Annotated in this window: 16 protein-coding genes; 6 read left to right on the top strand and 10 right to left on the bottom strand. The window is 70.4% G+C overall.

All coding sequences use genetic code 11. From position 1 onward, the window contains the following. Both ACFO0C_RS24110 and ACFO0C_RS24105 read right to left on the bottom strand, forming a co-directional pair. On the bottom strand, positions 1–2,556 hold the full coding sequence (locus ACFO0C_RS24110) for a bifunctional acetate--CoA ligase family protein/GNAT family N-acetyltransferase (RefSeq protein ID WP_378068914.1): 2,556 nt from the start codon (positions 2,554–2,556) through the stop codon (positions 1–3). 3 nt (positions 2,557–2,559) lie between these two features. Continuing rightward, a complete protein-coding gene (locus tag ACFO0C_RS24105) occupies positions 2,560–3,741 on the bottom strand; it encodes an acetoin utilization protein AcuC (RefSeq protein ID WP_378068913.1) in 1,182 nt (393 codons plus the stop codon). Between the two features lie 151 nt (positions 3,742–3,892). On the opposite strand from ACFO0C_RS24105, the gene ACFO0C_RS24100 reads away from it, so the two are divergent. Then, the gene (locus tag ACFO0C_RS24100) at positions 3,893–4,582 is read left to right on the top strand and encodes a metal-dependent transcriptional regulator (protein ID WP_378069140.1); all 690 of its coding nucleotides are present in this window, start codon (positions 3,893–3,895) and stop codon (positions 4,580–4,582) included. 57 nt (positions 4,583–4,639) lie between these two features. On the opposite strand, the gene ACFO0C_RS24095 is transcribed toward ACFO0C_RS24100, so the two are convergent. Both ACFO0C_RS24095 and ACFO0C_RS24090 read right to left on the bottom strand, forming a co-directional pair. Beyond that, entirely contained in the window at positions 4,640–5,209 is a 570-nt protein-coding gene (locus ACFO0C_RS24095; protein ID WP_378068912.1) for a hypothetical protein, read from the bottom strand. Positions 5,210–5,276: 67 nt separating this feature from the next. Next, positions 5,277–5,498 carry a DUF5522 domain-containing protein gene (locus ACFO0C_RS24090; protein WP_378068911.1) on the bottom strand — a complete coding sequence of 74 codons (222 nt, stop codon included), beginning with the start codon at positions 5,496–5,498 and terminating at the stop codon, positions 5,277–5,279. A gap of 53 nt (positions 5,499–5,551) precedes the next feature. On the opposite strand from ACFO0C_RS24090, the gene ACFO0C_RS24085 reads away from it, so the two are divergent. The 4 genes from ACFO0C_RS24085 (at position 5,552) to ACFO0C_RS24070 (ending at position 8,677) form a co-directional block, all read left to right on the top strand. Beyond that, positions 5,552–6,010, top strand: coding sequence for a hypothetical protein (locus ACFO0C_RS24085; protein WP_378068910.1), 459 nt, complete (start codon positions 5,552–5,554; stop codon positions 6,008–6,010). After that, entirely contained in the window at positions 6,007–6,909 is a 903-nt protein-coding gene (locus ACFO0C_RS24080) for an alpha/beta fold hydrolase (protein WP_378068909.1), read from the top strand. Before ACFO0C_RS24085 ends, ACFO0C_RS24080 begins: the two co-directional genes overlap by 4 nt. 178 nt (positions 6,910–7,087) lie before the next feature. After that, positions 7,088–7,636, top strand: a complete 549-nt coding sequence (locus tag ACFO0C_RS24075; RefSeq protein WP_378068908.1) for a hypothetical protein — start codon at positions 7,088–7,090, stop codon at positions 7,634–7,636. Between the two features lie 69 nt (positions 7,637–7,705). Then, complete coding sequence (locus ACFO0C_RS24070; protein ID WP_378068907.1) at positions 7,706–8,677, top strand: SGNH/GDSL hydrolase family protein; 972 nt, start codon at positions 7,706–7,708, stop codon at positions 8,675–8,677. Here the strand turns inward: ACFO0C_RS24070 and ACFO0C_RS24065 are convergent. From ACFO0C_RS24065 to ACFO0C_RS24050, 4 genes are all read right to left on the bottom strand, one after another. Then, a complete protein-coding gene (locus ACFO0C_RS24065) occupies positions 8,667–8,801 on the bottom strand; it encodes a hypothetical protein (RefSeq protein WP_378068906.1) in 135 nt (44 codons plus the stop codon). The genes ACFO0C_RS24070 and ACFO0C_RS24065 overlap by 11 nt on opposite strands. A gap of 122 nt (positions 8,802–8,923) precedes the next feature. Further along, positions 8,924–11,827 (bottom strand): vitamin B12-dependent ribonucleotide reductase, encoded by a 2,904-nt coding sequence (locus tag ACFO0C_RS24060; RefSeq protein WP_378068905.1) that lies wholly within the window; start codon positions 11,825–11,827, stop codon positions 8,924–8,926. An 82-nt stretch (positions 11,828–11,909) separates the two neighbouring features. After that, positions 11,910–12,428, bottom strand: a complete 519-nt coding sequence (gene nrdR, locus ACFO0C_RS24055; protein ID WP_109590589.1) for a transcriptional regulator NrdR — start codon at positions 12,426–12,428, stop codon at positions 11,910–11,912. 352 nt (positions 12,429–12,780) lie between these two features. Further along, positions 12,781–12,918 carry a hypothetical protein gene (locus ACFO0C_RS24050; RefSeq protein WP_378068904.1) on the bottom strand — a complete coding sequence of 46 codons (138 nt, stop codon included), beginning with the start codon at positions 12,916–12,918 and terminating at the stop codon, positions 12,781–12,783. A 250-nt stretch (positions 12,919–13,168) separates the two neighbouring features. Here ACFO0C_RS24050 and lexA point away from each other — a divergent pair, with 250 nt between their 5' ends. Further along, positions 13,169–13,945, top strand: coding sequence for a transcriptional repressor LexA (lexA, locus tag ACFO0C_RS24045; protein WP_378068903.1), 777 nt, complete (start codon positions 13,169–13,171; stop codon positions 13,943–13,945). A 567-nt stretch (positions 13,946–14,512) separates the two neighbouring features. Here lexA and ACFO0C_RS24040 read toward each other — a convergent pair. Together ACFO0C_RS24040 and hflX are read right to left on the bottom strand one after the other, a co-directional pair. Then, positions 14,513–16,246: a hypothetical protein gene (locus ACFO0C_RS24040; RefSeq protein WP_378068902.1), complete on the bottom strand. Its 1,734-nt coding sequence runs from the start codon at positions 16,244–16,246 to the stop codon at positions 14,513–14,515. Positions 16,247–16,338: 92 nt separating this feature from the next. Then, positions 16,339–17,751: a GTPase HflX gene (hflX, locus tag ACFO0C_RS24035; RefSeq protein WP_378068901.1), complete on the bottom strand. Its 1,413-nt coding sequence runs from the start codon at positions 17,749–17,751 to the stop codon at positions 16,339–16,341. Positions 17,752–17,792 lie beyond the last annotated feature (41 nt).

Below are 17,792 nucleotides of genomic sequence, written 5' to 3'. Positions count from 1 at the left end.
TCACACGCTCCTCAACCGCCGGGGGCCGGTGTCCGGCCGGGCCCCCGGGTCGCCGAACTCGATCGTGGCGTGCAGCACGGACCAGCCGTCCGGGCGCGCCAGCACCGGGTTCAGCGTCAGTGACCGCACCCGCGGCTGCTCGTCGGCCAGCCGGCCCACCCGCAGCAGCAGATCGATCAGGGCGGCCCGGTCCACGGGGGTGGACCCGCGGTAACCGTGCAGCAGCGGGGCCGCCCGTGGCTCGTCGACGAGTGCCTCGGCGGCCCGGTCGGTGAGCGGCGCGGCCCGCCAGGCCAGATCGCCGAGCAGCTCGCTGGCGACACCACCGAGCCCGAACCCGATCACCGGGCCGAACGCCGGGTCCTCGACCATCTCGACGGTGCAGGCGACACCCGGCGCGACCATGGTCTGCACCAGGACGTCCGGGCCGAAGGCATCGGCCAGTTCACCGTACGCGACCCGTACCCCCTGCTCGCCGGAGACCGCGAGGCGCACCGCGCCGAGGTCGATCCGATGCCGCAAGGCCCCTCCCGCCGCCTTGAGCGCGACCGGGAAGCCCAGCTCGGCCGCCGCGGTGACGGCCTCGTCCACACTGCGCGCCAGCGTCGACGGCAGCACCTCGATACCGTAGGCGGCGAGCAGCCCGATCGGCGACTCGGCGGTGACCGCGGCCTCCGCCGCGACCGGGTCCACCCCGGCCAGCGCCGGCATCACCCCGGGCGGGCGGCGCAGCCAGTCGGCGTAACCGACCACCCTGGACAGCGCCCGCACCGCCTCCTCGACCGAGGGGTAGGCCGGCACCCGCGGCGGCGCCTGACCGAAGACCATCGTCGCGACCGTCGGTTTCTCACCGGCCAGCGCCACACTCGCCAGCGCGGCGGTGAAGTCCGCGTCCTCGTCGGCGTGCCGGCCCGGCATCGGCGGCGCGAAGACCACCACCAGCGCGTCCACCGACGGGTCGACGGCCGCGTCGGCCAGCGCGTCGGCGAGGTCGTGGGCGCCCGCCTCCGGGCCGGTGTCACGCGGATAGCCGTCGCCCACCGTCAGCCCGGCCGACCGGCACGCGACGACCGCCAGCTCGGCCAGCGCCGACGAATTGCCCACCACGGCGACCCGGCGGCCGGCCGGCAACGGCTGGTGGGCCAGCAGCATGCCGACGTCGAAGAGCTCCTGGACGGTGTCGACGCGGATCACCCCGGAGCGGGCGAACAGGGCCGTCACCGCGTGCGCGTCCGGGCCCGGGCCCTCACCGGCCAGGCCCGGCGGGCGGGTCGCCGACGCCACCGCCACCACCGGTTTCACCCGGCTGATCCGGCGGGCCAGGCGGGCGAACTTACGCGGGTTGCCGAAGGTCTCCAGGTAGAGCAGGACCACGTCGGTGCCGGGGTCGTCCTGCCAGTACTGCAACAGGTCGTTGCCGGAGACGTCGGCACGGTTGCCGGCCGACACGAAGCTGGACAGGCCCAGGCCGCGCCGATCGGCCTCGGCCAGCAGGGCGACCCCGAGTGCGCCGCTCTGGCTGAAGAATCCGACACGGCCCGCCTTGGGCAGGCGTGGCGAGAGGGTGGCGTTCAGCCGTACCCCCGGATCGGTGTTGGCGATCCCGAAGCTGGACGGGCCCACCACCCGCAACCCGGCGGCCCGCGCGGCCTCGACCAGGCCGCGCTGCTGCGCGGCGCCCTCCGGACCGGTCTCGGCGAAGCCCGCCGAGACCACCACCCCACCACCCGCACCGGCACGGGCCGCGTCCGCCCCGGCCTCCGCGACCATGTCGGCCGGCACGGCGATCAGGGCCAGGTCGATCGGGACACCGGCGTCGACAGCGCTGCGGTACGCCGTGAGCCCCGCCACCCGCTCGGCGGAGGGATGCACGGGCACCACATGACCGGTGTAGCCGCCGTCGCGCAGATTGCCGAGCATGTGCGCGCCGATCCCGTGCCCGGTGGCGCTGGCGCCGTAGATGGCGATCCCCCGGGGCGCCAGCAGCCGGGCGATCGACCGCGCCTCGGTCAGGTGCTCGCGGGACTCCTGGACCTCCCGCGACTTCTCGGTCGGCTCGATCGGGAAGCTGAGGTGGACCACGCCGTCGGCGTAGCGTCGCTGCACCTGGTAACCGGTGTCGCCGAAGACGCGCAGCATCCCGTTGTTCTCCGGGAGGACCTCGGCCACGAAACGGGTGATCCCGTTCTCCCGGGCGGCGTCGGCGAGATGCTCCAGCAGCACCGACCCGATGCCCCGGCCCTGGTGCGCGTCCTCCACCACGAACGCGACCTCGGCCTCCGGCGAGTCCGGCCCGAGCCGCTCGTAACGGCCCACCGAGGTGATCCGGCCGTCGGCGAGCGTCACGAACGCCTCACGGTCACGGTGGTCGACGTTGACGAACCGGTGGAGGTCACGCTCGGGGATCCGCGGGTAGGGCGAGAAGTAGCGGAGATAACGGGTGCGGTCGCTCATCCGGGAATGGAAGTCCACGATGGCCGGAGCGTCCTCCGGGCGGATCCGGCGCAGGTGAACGGCCGTGCCGTCGGAGAGGAGGACGTCTGCGCTGCGCTCCATCATCTAATCCCGGGGATCGTGGGGGTCCAGGCCGTGCAACGGGAAGACCGCCGTCCTGGTGGCGAGGACCGCCCGGTCCACCGGGTCGCCGCCGGTCCCCGGCCAGGGCTCGAGCGGCGGCTCGGTCCCATCGGTCATCGTCACCGGAATCGTAGCCTCCGGCCGGCGTGAGGCGGCGAATGCGCGCCACTGCTGCGGGATCCGGGTCTCCGGCGCCAGCGGCTCCCCCGTCGCCACGGCCAGCAGATGCGACCAGGCCCGCGGAACCACCTCGACCAGCGCGTAGCCCCCGCCGCCGGTGGCCACCCAACGGCCGTCGCAGACCTCGTCGGCCAGCGCGCGCATCGCGATGTAGGCGGCCCGCTGCCCGTCCACCGACAGCCGCAGATCGGCCAGCGGATCGAGCTTGTGGGCGTCGGCGCCGCACTGGCTGATGATGATCTCCGGGGCGAAGGCGCGAACCACCGACGGCACCACCGCGTGGAACGCCCGCAGCCAGCCGGCGTCGCCGGTGCCGGGCGGCAGGGGCACGTTGACCGCGGTGCCCTCGGCGTTCGGCCCGCCGATCTCGTCGGCGAACCCGGTGCCCGGGAAGAGCGCGAGGGGCGACTCGTGCAGGCTGATCGTGAGCACCCGCGGATCGTCGTAGAAGGCGGTCTGCACGCCGTCGCCGTGATGCACGTCGACGTCGATGTACGCCACCCGCTGCGCGCCCTGCTCCAGCAGCCAGGCGATCGCCACGGCCGGGTCGTTGTAGACGCAGAAGCCGGCCGCCCGGGCCGGCATCGCGTGGTGCAGGCCGCCCGCCACGTTGACCGCGCGACGGGCCACGCCGTGCCACACCGCCTGCGCGGCGGCCAGGGTGGCGCCACAGATCCGGGCGGAGGCCTGGTGCATGTCCTCGAAGACGGGATTGTCCGCGGTGTTCAGCCCCCAGCCGCGGAAGAACGGGTCGACCGGGGCGAGGCGGACCGCATCCAGATAGTCGGCGCGGTGCACCCTGGTGAGATCGATCTCACTGGCCGGCGCCGGTGTGATCATCTGGACCCCGGGGCGGTCCAGAATGCCGAGCTCACGGGCGAGAGCCATGGTGAGCTCGACCCGCACCGGATTGAGAGGATGATCGCCCATGTCGTAGTCGAGCAGGGCGCTGTCCCAGACCACCGCCGTCGTGTCGTCCGCCATGCCCGCCATGCTGCCATGCGCCCGGCGTCCCCCGGTCGTGGCGATGTGCTGTTAGCACACGTGTTCCGCCGTCGGGTAGGGTCGTCAGGCACTTGTCCGGGGCGGAGGTCAACCCTGCGCAACGCGGTATTATCGCTGCTGGGAGGGCCGCATTGTGAACGATCTCGTCGATACCACCGAGATGTACCTGCGCACCATTCTCGAGCTTGAAGAAGAAGGTGTGCCCGCACTCCGCGCCCGCATCGCCGAGCGCCTCCACCAGAGCGGTCCCACGGTCAGTCAGACGGTCGCGCGCATGGAGCGCGACGGCCTCCTCACTGTCGAGGGCGACCGCCACCTCGTGCTCACCGACCTCGGCCGTGCTTCGGCGGTCGCGGTCATGCGCAAGCACCGCCTCGCAGAGTTGCTCCTGGTCAACGTCATCGGCATGCCCTACGAGGAGGCCCATGAGGAGGCCTGCCGCTGGGAGCACGTCATGAGCGACGCCGTCGAGAAGCGGGTCTACGAGCTGCTCAACAAGCCGACCCGCTCGCCCTACGGGAATCCGATCCCCGGTCTCGACCAGTTCGGGGCCCTGGACGAGACGTCCGATCTCCTCGGGCACGGTGAGCGCAACCTGGCGTTCCCCGGGCTCAGCGGCAGCGTCGTCATCCAGCGGATCTGCGAGAGCGTGCAGACCAACTCCGACGTGCTGCGCCAGCTCCACGCCGCCGGGATCAACCCGGGGACGACGGTGACGGTGGCCCAGGAGCGGGACGGGGTGACCATCGACGGCTCCGCCGGTGACAAGATCCGGCTGCCGCGCGAGGTCGCGTCCCGGGTGTTCGTGGCCGCACACTAGCCGTTCGCCGCTTCAGCCGGCCGGGCGCACGCACACACCGCGTCCCGGCCGCGGGGGCTAACCGTTGGTCGTGCTCAGAGCTTTCGCCAGCTCCAGAAGCTTCGTGTTCATGTCCTTCACGTCGGCGCTCGTGGCGCCCTTGGCGAAGGTGTAACGGAGCGTCTGGAGCTGCTTGGCCTCGCTCAGCCACCCGATCTCCACGGTCGGGCCGTGCCCGCCGGACGCCTTGCTGTTCAACCGGTAACCGGCACGGCCCAGACCGGTCAGCTTCGTCGCCTTCTCCGGCATCCGGGTGTCGAGGAAGATCGTCGCGTTCGCCGTCGTGGTCTCCACGACGGACAGAGCCAGGTCAGGCCAGGCCGCGGTCAGCGTCTGCACGACACACGTCGACGTGTCGTCGACCTGGTCGGCGGCGGCCACCGCGAAGCGGACACCGATCGTCTGCTCGATGAAGTCGTAGTCCCACAGGATGCACGCCCCACCGGCGGAAGCCGCCGGCTGCTCGGCCAGATCCTCCGCCGGAGCCACCGGGGTCACGATGGTCGCGTCGTCGTTGTCGGCGGCGCTGCTGCAACCGGAAACGGCGAACAGCACGGCGGCGCCGAGAGCGGCCAGACGTGTAGGCACTGAGACATCCTCCCCGGGGGCGGGCGCACACACCGTACTGGGCGCGGGCCGATCACGGAAGGGGCGATCACGCGCCGGTCACGTACGGACAGTGGCGACAGCCTCGGGTGCAGCAGGTGCCCCGGGCGGCCAGAAAGCCCGCGGTCAGCACGAACAGGCCGGAGCCGGGATCTGAATAGCCGGGCCGGCCCGCGTCGAGGGCCTCCGCGTGCGCGGCCAGGATCTCGGCGCGGCGCGGGTGGTCGAGCGCCAGGCGGGACGGATGCGGCTCGGTCAGCGGTCGGTTCACCCTCGTGACCATATCGCTTGACACTCACTGTCAAGTAGAGTCAGGATGCTCCCATGGACCTGGCCGGGCAACTGCTCCGCCTGCTCGACGTCCGGCTGCTCGACCCGCTGGAGATCCTCCTGGAGGACGATCGGCCGTCCGACGCGGTCCGGACTCTGCTGCGGCGCCGGGTGACCGAGTGGGCCGAGGTGCTCCAGCACGGCGACGACACCGCCGCGGTCCACGTCATCGCGCGGCTCATCGCCACGCTCTACCCCGGCGACCACGGCTTCCAGCCGCCGGCCGACTGGTGGCGGAGCCCGCTCGGGCAGATCGTGGTCCGGCGGGTCGGTCATCCGTATGCCGCATCGGTGTCCCTGGCGACAGCCGGCGCGATGCTCGGCATCAGCCGTCAGGGCGTGCACGACCTGGTCCGCCGCGGTCGCCTGCCCCGCCATCCCGACGGCGGAGTGCCCGTCGCCGCCATCCGCGACCGGCTCCGCAACAGCCCGCCCACCGAGGAGTCCCCATGATCAACGACCGTCTGATCGACGCCGGCAGCGTCCAGCTCGCCGTCCGCGACTTCGGCGGCGACGACCCGCCCCTGCTGCTCGTGCACGGCGCCGGCGGCAACCTGGCCCAGATGACCACCCTGGCCCGGGCGCTGCGCCCGCACCATCGCGTCGTCACCCTCGACCTGCGCGGCCACGGCCGCTCCGCCGACGGCGACTGGAGCTGGGACGCCGCACTCGGCGACCTCGCCGCCGTCTGCGTCCAGCTCGAACTGGACCGCCCGGCCGTCGTCGGCCACTCGCTCGGCGGCATGCTCGCCGCCCTGTGGGGCCAGCGGCACCCCGAGTCGCCCGGCGTCGTCAGCCTCGACGGCAACCCGCCGCCCACCCGGCCCGAGCACCTTCCCGGCCTCGACCCCGAGAAGGCGACCGCCGAGCTGGCCCGGCTGCACGCCGTCTTCGACGCCGTCGAGGCCGCGGCCGGCCAGGTGATCCCCGCCTCGCAGCTGCCCGATCTGGTGGAGAGCCAGCAGATGGCGGCCCGGGACATGGGCGCCAACGAGAAGGTGTGGGTCGAGGGTTTCCGGCGCAACCTCGTCCACCTCGGCGGCGAGACCTCGATCCGGCCGTCGGCGGCCCTCACCGGCCAGCTGCGCTCGGCGATGAACACGCTGGACCTTGGGCCCGTCTACGCCGCTACGACCTGTCCGGAACTGATCGTGCTGCCGACCCGCGACATGCCGGTGCAGGAGCCGTTCGCCGAGCTCTACGCGGCCCACCGTCGCTTCCTGGTCGAGCAGGCGCAGTCCGTCCCGCATCTGCGCCACCTGTCGCTGGCCGACGCCTCGCACGCGATGGTGATCGAGCAGCCCGCCCTGCTGGCCAAGGTGATCACCGACTTCCTCACCGAACACCGCTGACCTCTCGCCGCGGTCGCTCGGTGTTCCGCAGACGCGATCCTCCCCCGCCGAAGTCGTGCCGCGGGCGTACCCGTGGGGCCATGATCTCGCGTTGACGGGCCCGGATGAACGGGGCCGATCGGCCACACCCGACAATGTGCGTCGACGGGGCCAGGAACGTGTCGGGGAGGAGAGCAGGATGGCCAGCCCGGAGGAGCTGCAAGCGGAGGCGCGCTCGGTTCTCGCGCTGCTCGAGCCGCTGGGTGTACTCACACCCACCGGCAGTTTCGTCTCGGGACTGATGGTCTGGCGGGACCTCGACGTGATGCTCGCCGGCGGGCCCGAGTTCGGGCCGGCCGACGTGGTCGCGCTGCTCGGCCGCGCGGTGATGATTCCCGGGCTGTCCGGTTTTGCCTATCGGGACGAGCGAGGTGAGCGGTCGCCCACCGGCAAGCAACGCGACGAACGGCACCTCGTCACGTTCACCGTCGGCGAATGGCGTGTCGATCTCTCGATCTGGCTGCACGACGACCACGCCGACGTCAGCGAGTGGCATCGGGAACTCGCCGGCCGCCTGACCGACGAGGAGCGCCAGGCCATCCTCGCCGTCAAGAGCGTCTGGCACCTGCGCCCGGAGTACCCCGACGAGGTCGGCGGCTTCGACATCTGCACCGCGGTCCTGGAGCACGGGGTGCGTACCGCCGTCGAATTCGGTGTCTGGTTGCGAACCGGGCGCAACAGCCTCTGACGGTGTCAGCCGCCCATCCGGGCCCGCCGATAGCCAGGCGTAGGCATCGGCACTCCAGGATGGGCAGAGATGACGCGTTCCCGGCTCGGCACGTTCGCTGCTTCGTTGGCAGGGCTCCTGTTCTGCACCGGTCTGGCAACTCCGGCGGCGGCCGCACCCGCGCCGGGGCCACTACGGATCATGCCGCTCGGAGACAGCATCACCGTCGGGGTCGGATCACCGGGAAAGAACGGGTGGCGCGCCGACCTGCAACGACGCCTGCGTGACGCGGGGGTCGCCGCCGACTTCGTCGGGACCGGGAGCGACGGTACGGCCGGCGACCTCGACCACGAGGGACACGGCGGATGGACCATCGAACAGATCGCCGGAGTCGTCGACCAGAGTCTGGAGCAGTTCCGGCCGGACGTCGTGCTCCTGCACGCCGGCACCAACAACATCACCCGGTCCGACGACCCGGTGGCGGCGGCGGGCAAACTGTCCGCCCTGATCGACCGGGTGCAGGCCCGGGTGCCGGACGCGGAGATCTACGTCGCGAAGATCATCGGTACGACCGTCGCCTCGGAGGTCCCGGCCAACCGGGCGTACAACGCGCTGATCCCGGCGGTGGTGCGGGGCAAGGGGCCGCGGGTGCACCTGGTCGACCAGTCCACGGTCTCCGGGCTCGACATCTACGACCTGCACCACCCGAACGAGTTCGGCTACCGCAAGATGGCCTACAACTGGTACTCGGCCATGCGCGGCACACTCCACCCGGAGTGGGCGGGGACCGGTAACCCGTACAAGGCCCGGCAGGCTCTCCTGTGCCACGCGCAGAGCCGGACGGCGCGGGAATGCCGGACCTGGCACCTGCGCCGCGTGATCGTGTCGCAGAAGGACGGTCAGACGGTCACCGCGGAACGCTGGCAGACCCTGCGGCCGGTCACCGAGCGGATCCGGGTCCGGGTGAGCGGCCACTGGGCCCGTCAGCACGGACGGAAGGCCTGGGTGCCGGCCCGTTACGTGACGAAGACCCGTCAGGTCACCCGGTGGGTCAGCCGCTGACCAGCACCACCGCGATCAACCCCCGTGGTGGGGCGGGCAGGCCGAACAGTTGCGCCGCCTCGCCGAGCCACGGATAACCGTCCTCCAGGGCGGTGTCCGGGTCGGCCCCCGATCGATCAGCCATCACACCCCCTCGTCGGCTGTGGACGGTCCGCGGGTCCCCACCCGGACAGTGACCGCGGCCACAAAAGAGCGTCCCCCGGACCATGATGGTCCGGGGGACGCTCTTCGGATCGACTACTACCGTCAGCTGCAGCCCGAGGTCGAGCCGCAGCCCTCACAGACGTAGCAGCTACCGGCGCGGCGCATCTTGGTGCCGCAGGTGAAGCAGAGCGGCGCGTCGGCGGCGTGCCCGGTCACGATCTCCAGCAGCTCGGTCGAGGACCCGGCGGCCACCGGGGCCACCGTCTCCTTCTCCACGGTGGTGGAGGCCTTGACCTCGGCCACCGTCACCTTCGAGGTCGACGGGACGGAAACCGGCGCGGAGGAGGCCAGGCCGGCCAGCTCCTCGGCTGCCTCAGCGGCGGCTGCCTCTGCGGCAGCCTGCGCGGTGCGCTCCTTGACGGTGAAGATACCGAGCTCGGCGCGCGTCTCGTACGGCAGGAAGTCCAGCGCCAGGCGACGGAAGATGTAGTCCATCACCGAGGTCGCCATGCGCACGTCCGGGTCGTCGGTCATACCGGCCGGCTCGAAACGCATGTTGGTGAACTTGCTGACGAACGTCTCGAGCGGGACGCCGTACTGGAGCCCTATCGAGATCGCGACGGAGAAGGCGTCCATGACGCCGGCCAGGGTGGAACCCTGCTTCGACATCTTGAGGAAGACCTCGCCGAGACCGTCGTCCGGGTAGGACGAGGCGGTGAGGTAGCCCTTGGCGCCGGCCACCGAGAACGACACCGTCTCCGACGTCCGCTTCTTCGGCAGGCGCTTGCGGATCGGGCGGTACTCGATCACCTTCTCGATGATCTTCTCGACCTCGGCAACCGGGATGGCCGGAGCCTCGACCTCGGCGGTCTTCTTCTTCGCCGCGGACAGCGGCTGGCCGACCTTGCAGTTGTCGCGGTAGATCGCGAGCGCCTTGAGGCCCAGCTTCCAGCCCTGGTAGTGGATCTCCTCGATCTCCTCGACGGTCGCCGTCTCCGGCATGTTGACCGTCTTCGAGATCGCGCCGGAGATGAACGGCTGCACCGCGGCCATCATCTTGACGTGGCCGATCGGGGAGATGACCCGCTCGCCCATGGCGCAGTCGAAGATCGCGTAGTGCTCCGGCTTGAGGCCGGGGGCGTCGACGACGTTGCCGTTCTCGGCGATGTGCTCGACGATCGCCTCGACCTGCTCCTCCGGGTACCCGATGCTGCGCAGGGCCCGCGGAACCGTCTGGTTGACGATCTGCATCGAGCCGCCGCCGACCAGCTTCTTGAACTTGACCAGGGCGAGGTCGGGCTCGATGCCGGTGGTGTCGCAGTCCATCATCAGGCCGATGGTGCCGGTCGGCGCGAGCACCGAGGCCTGCGCGTTGCGCCAGCCGTTCTTGGCACCGAGCTTGTTGCCGGACTGCCACTGGCGGGTCGCCTCACGAAGGATCTCGGTGGCGACCGGGCCCAGGGCGCGGACCTCGTCGTTGGCCGCGGCGTGCTTGCGCATGACGCGCTGGTGCGCCTCGGCGTTGCGGGCGTAGCCGTCGTACGCGCCGACCACACCGGCCAGCTCGGCCGAGCGCCGGTACGCCGTACCGGTCATCAGCGAGGTGATCGCCGCGGCGACACTACGGCCCCCGTCGGAGTCGTACGGCAGACCCGACGCCATGAGCAGCGCGCCGATGTTCGCGTATCCGATACCGAGCTGGCGGTACGCCCGGGTGGTGACACCGATGCGCTCGGTCGGGAAGTCGGCGAAGCAGATCGAGATGTCCATCGCGGTGATGATGAACTCGACGCTCTTGACGAACTTCTCCACCTCGAAGCCACCGTCGGCCTTGAGGAACTTCATCAGGTTCAGCGAGGCCAGGTTGCAGGACGAGTCGTCCAGCGACATGTACTCCGAGCACGGGTTGGACGCGGTGATCCGGCCGGTCTCGGGGTTGGTGTGCCAGTCGTTGATGGTGTCGTCGTACTGCAGGCCGGGGTCGGCGCACTCCCAGGCGGCCTGGGCGATGCCACGGAACAGCTTCTTGGCGTCGATGGTCTCGATGACCTCGCCGTCGAGGCGGCCGCGGAGACCGAACTCGGTGCCCTCCTCGTACGCCCGCATGAACTCGTCGCTGACCCGCACCGAGTTGTTGGCGTTCTGGTACTGCACGGAGACGATGTCGGCGCCGCCCAGGTCCATGTCGAAGCCGGCGTCCCGCAGCGCGCGGATCTTGTCCTCCTCGCGCGCCTTCGTCGAGACGAACTCCTCGATGTCCGGGTGGTCGACGTCGAGGATGACCATCTTCGCCGCGCGCCGGGTGGCGCCGCCGGACTTGATGGTGCCCGCGCTGGCGTCGGCGCCGCGCATGAAGCTGACCGGGCCACTCGCCGTCCCCCCGGACGACAGCAGCTCCTTGGACGACCGGATCCGGGACAGGTTGACACCCGATCCGGAGCCGCCCTTGAAGATCAGGCCCTCTTCCTTGTACCAGTCGAGGATCGAATCCATCGAGTCGTCGACCGAGAGGATGAAGCAGGCGCTGACCTGCTGCGGCGACTTGGTGCCGACGTTGAACCAGACCGGCGAGTTGAAGCTGAACACCTGGTGCAGCAGCATCCAGGTGAGCTCGTGGTCGAACAGCTCGGCGTCCGCCGGGGTGGCGAAGTAGCCATGCTCCTCGCCCGCCTTGCGGTAGGTCTGCACGACCCGGTCGATGAGCTGCTTCAGCGACCACTCCCGCTCAGGAGTGCCCACCGCGCCACGGAAGTACTTCGTCGTGACGATGTTCGCCGCGTTCACGCTCCAGAACGCGGGGAACTCGACGCCGCGCTGCTCGAAGTTGATCGAGCCGTCGCGCCAGTTGGTCATGACGACGTCGCGGCGTTCCCACTCGACCTCGTCGTACGGGTGAACGCCCTCGCTCGTCCAGACCCGCTCCACTCGCAGCCCCCCGGCCGCCGCGCCGCCGCCGCCGTTCGTCCGGCTGCGCTGGCGACCTGCAGTGATGCCGTCTCCGGCCATATGGATGTGCTCCCCCTCGTAGGTACCGCTACAGATGAGTCGGTAAGAAGTGCCTCGGGCTGAGGCCGGCCGAACTGACGCCTCAGCCGTTCAGCTTGGGTGCGCGTCCCCCGGACCGCGGCGCGACGGCATGTCGCGTCCCGGATTCCCGGTCGGGGCCGGCTTCGCGCAGCGCGGCGATCTCCTTCTCGAATTCGTCGAGAGAGTCGAACGACTTGTACACGCTGGCGAACCGGAGGTAAGCCACCTGGTCGAGCTCACGCAACGGCGTGAGGATCGCCAGTCCCACGTCGTGGCTGGGGATCTCGGCGGCGCCACGGGCCCGGACGGCTTCCTCCACGCGCTGCGCCAGCTTCGCAATGGAGTCCTCGTCGACGGGCCGGCCCTGACAGGCCTTCCGCACCCCGCTCATGATCTTTGTCCGGCTGAAGGGCTCGGTGACACCGCTGCGCTTGACCACCGCGAGGACCGCCTCCTCGACAGTGGTGAACCGCTTGCCGCACTCGGGGCACGAGCGGCGGCGACGGATCAGCTGACCGTCGTCGGCCTCACGTGAGTCGACCACGCGTGAATCGGCGTGACGACAGTACGGGCAGCGCACCGCGAACTCCTTCCGGATCCGTTCCCACCCTGCTCCGGGCATGCCGAAACGCAGCGAAACCATTGTCGTAACAATCGGCCGCGCTGTGGATGACATGTGGATAACCGGGGAGAAGGAAACCCAACCTGTGGACGACTTACATCCGTATAACCACTAGATGTTGGGGTAGACGCTAGGCCCCGGCGGACGCCGATGCAAGTTCAGCAGTGTGCCGACGCGCCGTATTTTCTGCCTCACCACCTGGGGTGATGACACCATCACGCGCAGCGGCCGGATCGAGCGACGCGACGCGCCGGAGAATCGGGCAGCACACCCGACGGAGATCAAACTCGGGACACCCGGGATGCGGAGGTCAGCCCCGGGAGGCGGTGGTGAGGAGGACGACATTGGCCAGCCCGACGGCGGCGAAGAACAGGCTCAGCAGCACCACCCGGCCACGGCGGGTGAGGCGCAGCGGCGGCTCGGCGTGTCGCGCACCACTGACCGTCATGACAAGACCCCTCTCGGACACCCGTTCGATAGAACGTCCGTACGAGGGTTTATCAGAACAGAGGTACGGAAGTCGAGCCCTTCGGAGCGACACGCCGGGAAAATCTCGTACAGATGTTTGAATATGTCGGACCTGCACACTAGGTTTTCCGTGAAGAGGGGTCAGCCGGACGCACGCCATCCCCACGGCGTCGCCCGGCTCCGCGACGCACCACGTGCCGCGAGGCACTTGGCCGACAGGGAGGGCGGACGTGTCGACCGAAGACCGCACCAGCCGACAGCAGCAGACCAGGAAGCCCGAGACGGCCCGGCGCCGCACCACGCCGACCCGGTCCCGTGGCTCGGACGCGCCGCAGTTACGCGCGGTCACGCCCATCGGTCACGTCCCGGAAGTGGTCGCCCCCGACCTGACCGCCCGGCAGCGCCGCATCCTGGAGTTCATCCGCGACTGGGTGGAGAAGTATGGCTACCCGCCGAGCGTCCGTGAGATCGGCGAGGCGGTCGGGCTCGTCTCCCCGTCCAGCGTGGCCTACCAGCTGAAGGCGCTGGAGACCAAGGGCTACCTGCGCCGCGATCCGAACCGGCCACGCGCCGTCGACGTCCGCGCGCCCGGCGAGCTGGTCGACGACGAGGCGCTGCGCGCGGCCCGCCCACAGCCGGCCTACGTGCCGCTGGTCGGCCGGATCGCCGCCGGTGGCCCGATCCTCGCCGAGCAGTCCGTGGAGGAGTTCTTCCCGCTGCCACGCGAGCTGGTCGGCGAGGGCGACGTCTTCATGCTCGAGGTCAAGGGCGACTCGATGATCGACGCCGCGATCTGCAACGGCGACTGGGTGGTCGTGCGCCAGCAGCCGACCGCCGAGGCCGGTGACATCGTCGCCGCGATGATCGACGGCGAGGCGACGGTGAAGAGCTACCGCCAGCGCGACGGGCACGTCTGGCTGATGCCGGCGAACCCGGCCTTCGACCCGATCCCCGGCGACGACGCCACGATCATGGGCCGCGTCGTAGCGGTCCTCCGCCGGGTCTGACCGCACACGACCGGCCGGCCGCCGGCGTCCACCCTGAAACCCGGACGCCGGCGCCCCACCGGCAATGCCGGCTCTCCCGGCAGACGGCCATCTCACGGCAACACCGACCCCACCGCGGACCTCGACGGAAATCAAGGTCGGCGGTCACCTCGCGGCAAAACCGGCCGGCCCCACCGCGGACGTCCGCGGAACTCCCAGTTGGCGGCCACCTCACGGCGATGCCGGTTTTTCGAACCGCGGCGATACGGTCCGCGCGCTCACATCCCACGCAAAAGGCATCCCCGCGCGGCCGGGTATCAGCAGCAGGCAGGCTCCGCGGTGTGCGGAACCGGCCTTCTGCAAAGACGTCGAGTTGCCGAGACATCGAGTTGCCGAGACATCGAGTTGCCGAATGTCGTGTCGCCGAATTGTCGTGTCGCTGGAGCGGACAAACCTGCGTCTGCCCTTGCCCGGCGGCGGGCGGCGGGCGGCGGGCGGCAGGCGGCAGGCGGCAGGCGGCAGGCGGCAGGCGGCAGGCGGCAGGCGGCAGGCGATTGTGGCACTCAGGTGCCGAGTGACCGAATCAGATTACTGACGGCCGTCGGGCCCGCCACCGTAAACCCCGTTCGGCCGCTGGGCCTGGCCCTGCGGCCCCCGCGGCGGCTGCTGCCCGCCGTAGACACCGCCACCACCGCCGGACTGCGGCCCCCGTGGCGGCTGCTGCTGCGGCCCACGCCCAGGTACCTGTTGCGGACCACGACCCGGGGCCTGCTGCGGATTACGGCCTGGAGCCTGCTGCGGCCCACGACCCGGAGCCTGCTGCGGACCCCGCGGCGGCTGCTGACCGCCGCGACTGGGAGCCTGCTGCGGACCACGACCCGGGGCCTGCTGCGGATTACGGCCTGGAGCCTGCTGCGGATTACGAGCCGGGGGCTGCTGCGGGTTGCGCGGGGGCTGACCGGCCGGGCGGGCATACTGCGGGCCACCTGCCCCGCCGGCGCCATAGACACCGTTGCCACGCTGCGGCCCCCCGCCGCCACCGCCGCCGGAACCCGGGCCGGACTGCGCCCCGTAGACCGGTCCGCCGCCCTGCCGCCCGGAACCGTAGGCAGGGCCGCGCTGCGGAGCCCCGCCGACACCGATGAGCTCGGTCTCCGGGTCACCCTTGACGAACCCGCCGGACGGCAGGTCGTCGGAGGAGGAGGCGGCGAGGGCCTGGGGCGACCGGCGGAACCGGACGATCCCGAAGACGCCGGCACCGACCAGGATCAGGCCCAGCACGCCGATGCCACCGACCATGTAGGTGATGTCGTCGATGGTGAGATCCGAATACCACGAGTCACTGGCACCGCCCTTGCCGGATTTCTCCGACTTGACCGCGACGGTGGTGGCCGGCGTGTACTCCCGGATGTGGTTGGCCGTCTCCTTGTCACCGCTCATGTCGGAGACGGTGTAGAAGAGCTTGCCGTCGCTGCTGTAGGCGATCGCCTCACCGAGCGGCTCGTTCGGCAGGCCGGTGGTGCGCGGCTCCTTCTTCAGCGCCGCGAGCACGTTGCCACCGGTGACATCCCACTCCAGGGCGTCGGTGTAGGTGCGGAGCACCACCTTCGACACGCTCTGGGTGACCGCGCCACCGGTGATCGTCTTGTTGCCGATGCGGGCGATCGGGTTACCGGCCGTCTCGGTGGCGGACAGGGTGATCTCGCCGACCCGCTCCAGCGGCACGGGGGTGGTGTTGTTCTTCTTCAGCGCGGCGGTCGGCTTGTAGATGCCGGCGGCCGCCCCGATCTCCTTGGTCACGATCAGCGGTGTGCCGTCACCGTCGAAGATCAGCGCCTCGGCGTCGTGCTTGTCGCCGTCGGGGTAGCTGACCCGGTGGATCGTCGCCTTGCCGTTGCCGCTGACCGGGATGCTCCAGAGCGCCACGTGCGGCCGCGTGTTCGTCGGATCGTTACGGACGTTGTTGTCACCGATGTCGGCGATCCACAGCGTGTCGTTGTCGGGCGAGAGGACGATGTCCTCCGCGTCCAGCGGCGTGCCGTCGAAGCTCGCCTCCTTGACCTTCTTGCACTCGCGGTTGAGGAAGAAGATCTTCGGGGTGACGCCCTCTTTGCCGTTGTTGACGACGGCGAACCCGTTCTTGGTGACCGCGATCCCGGAGAGCTCGGTCATCTCCGTGTCAGCGATCTTGCACAGCTTCTTGCCGGGCGTCGACTTGGCGCTGACAGTGGGCGCGGGCGTCGGGTCCTCGGCGGACGCGCTGGAGGAGCCGACCATTACCAGACCGATGGCCACGATGGTCGGAAACACGAGACGCCGCATCCGCACAGTGTCGCACGCGACGCCCCGCGCCGGTATTACGTGTGGATCAACACAGGTGACTGCGCCCGTGAAGTCCGGATTGCGTGTCCTGATCAGCTCCGAAAACCGGACAGCTCTGCCGCGAACTGCTCATCGACCCGAACCTGGAGCTCGGTCCCGTCGTCCAGATGGCGGGACTGGAGCACCTGACCGGACCGGTGCACCCGGGCCACCAGGTCACCCCGGTCGTAGGGGATGAGCACCCGCATCTCGACTCCCGGCCGGGGCAGCCGGTCGGCGATCGCCTGGTGCAGCTCCGCGATGCCGGTGCCGGAACGGGCGGACACGAAGACCGCCTCTGGCCACGCCCGCTTCAGGCGCAGCACGGTCTCCTCGTCGGCCGCGTCGACCTTGTTGATCACGAGCAGCTCGGGCAGCCGGTCGGCGCCGACTTCGCCGAGCACCTCGCGGACCGCACTGACCTGACCCTCCGGGTCCGGGTGGGCGCCGTCGACGACGTGCACCACCAGGTCGGCCTGGGCCACCTCCTCCAGCGTCGAGCGGAACGCCTCGACGATCTGGTGCGGCAGGTGACGGACGAACCCGACCGTGTCGGAGAGCGTGAAGACCCGCCCGTCCTCCGCGGCGGTCCGCCGGGTGGTCGGGTCGAGGGTGGCGAACAGGGCGTCCTCCACCAGCACGCCCGCCTGGGTCAGGCGGTTGAGCAGGCTCGACTTGCCCGCGTTGGTGTAACCGGCGATGGCCACGGCGGGAACGCCGCTCGCCACACGACGGGAGCGCTTGGTCTCCCGTACCGTCTTCATGGCTTTGATCTCGCGCCGCAGTTTCGCGATGCGGGTGTTGATCCGCCGCCGGTCGGTCTCGAGTTTGGTCTCACCGGGACCACGGGTCCCGACGCCGCCGCCGCCCGAACCGCCACCGGCGCCGCCGCCCTGGCGGGACAGCGAGTCACCCCAGCCGCGCAGACGTGGCAGCAGGTATTGCAGCTGTGCCAGCTCGACCTGGGCCTTGCCCTCGCGGCTCTTGGCGTGCTGGGCGAAGATGTCGAGGATCAGCGCGGTCCGGTCGACGACCTTGACCTTGATCTGCTCCTCGAGCTTGCGCAGCTGTGACGGTGACAACTCGCCGTCACAGATGACGGTGTCGGCGCCGGTCATGATGACCACGTCGCGCAGCTCGTCGACCTTGCCGCGGCCGATGAAGGTGGCCGCGTCGGGCTGTTTCCGTCGCTGGATCAGGCCCTCGAGGACCTGGGAGCCGGCGGTCTCGGCGAGAGCCGCGAGCTCGGTGAGTGAATTGTCGGCGTCCTCGACGCTGCCCTCGGTCCACACCCCGACCAGCACGACCCGTTCGAGTCGCAACTGGCGGTACTCGACCTCGGTGACGTCGGTCAGCTCGGTGGAGAGACCGGCCACCCGCCTGAGCGAGTGCCGCTCCTCGAGCTCGAGATCTCCGGTCGTGGGGTCCAGCTCGTCGAGGACGGGTGTCTGGTACGTGTTTCGCAAAAGGTGACCTCCTCCGTCCGATCGTGGCACGTCACGAGACC

The organism is Actinoplanes subglobosus (genome assembly GCF_042650585.1).
Classification (GTDB): domain Bacteria; phylum Actinomycetota; class Actinomycetes; order Mycobacteriales; family Micromonosporaceae; genus Actinoplanes; species Actinoplanes subglobosus.
Note: the sequence above shows the minus strand (reverse complement) of the source record. Positions and strands in the feature narration are given on the sequence as shown.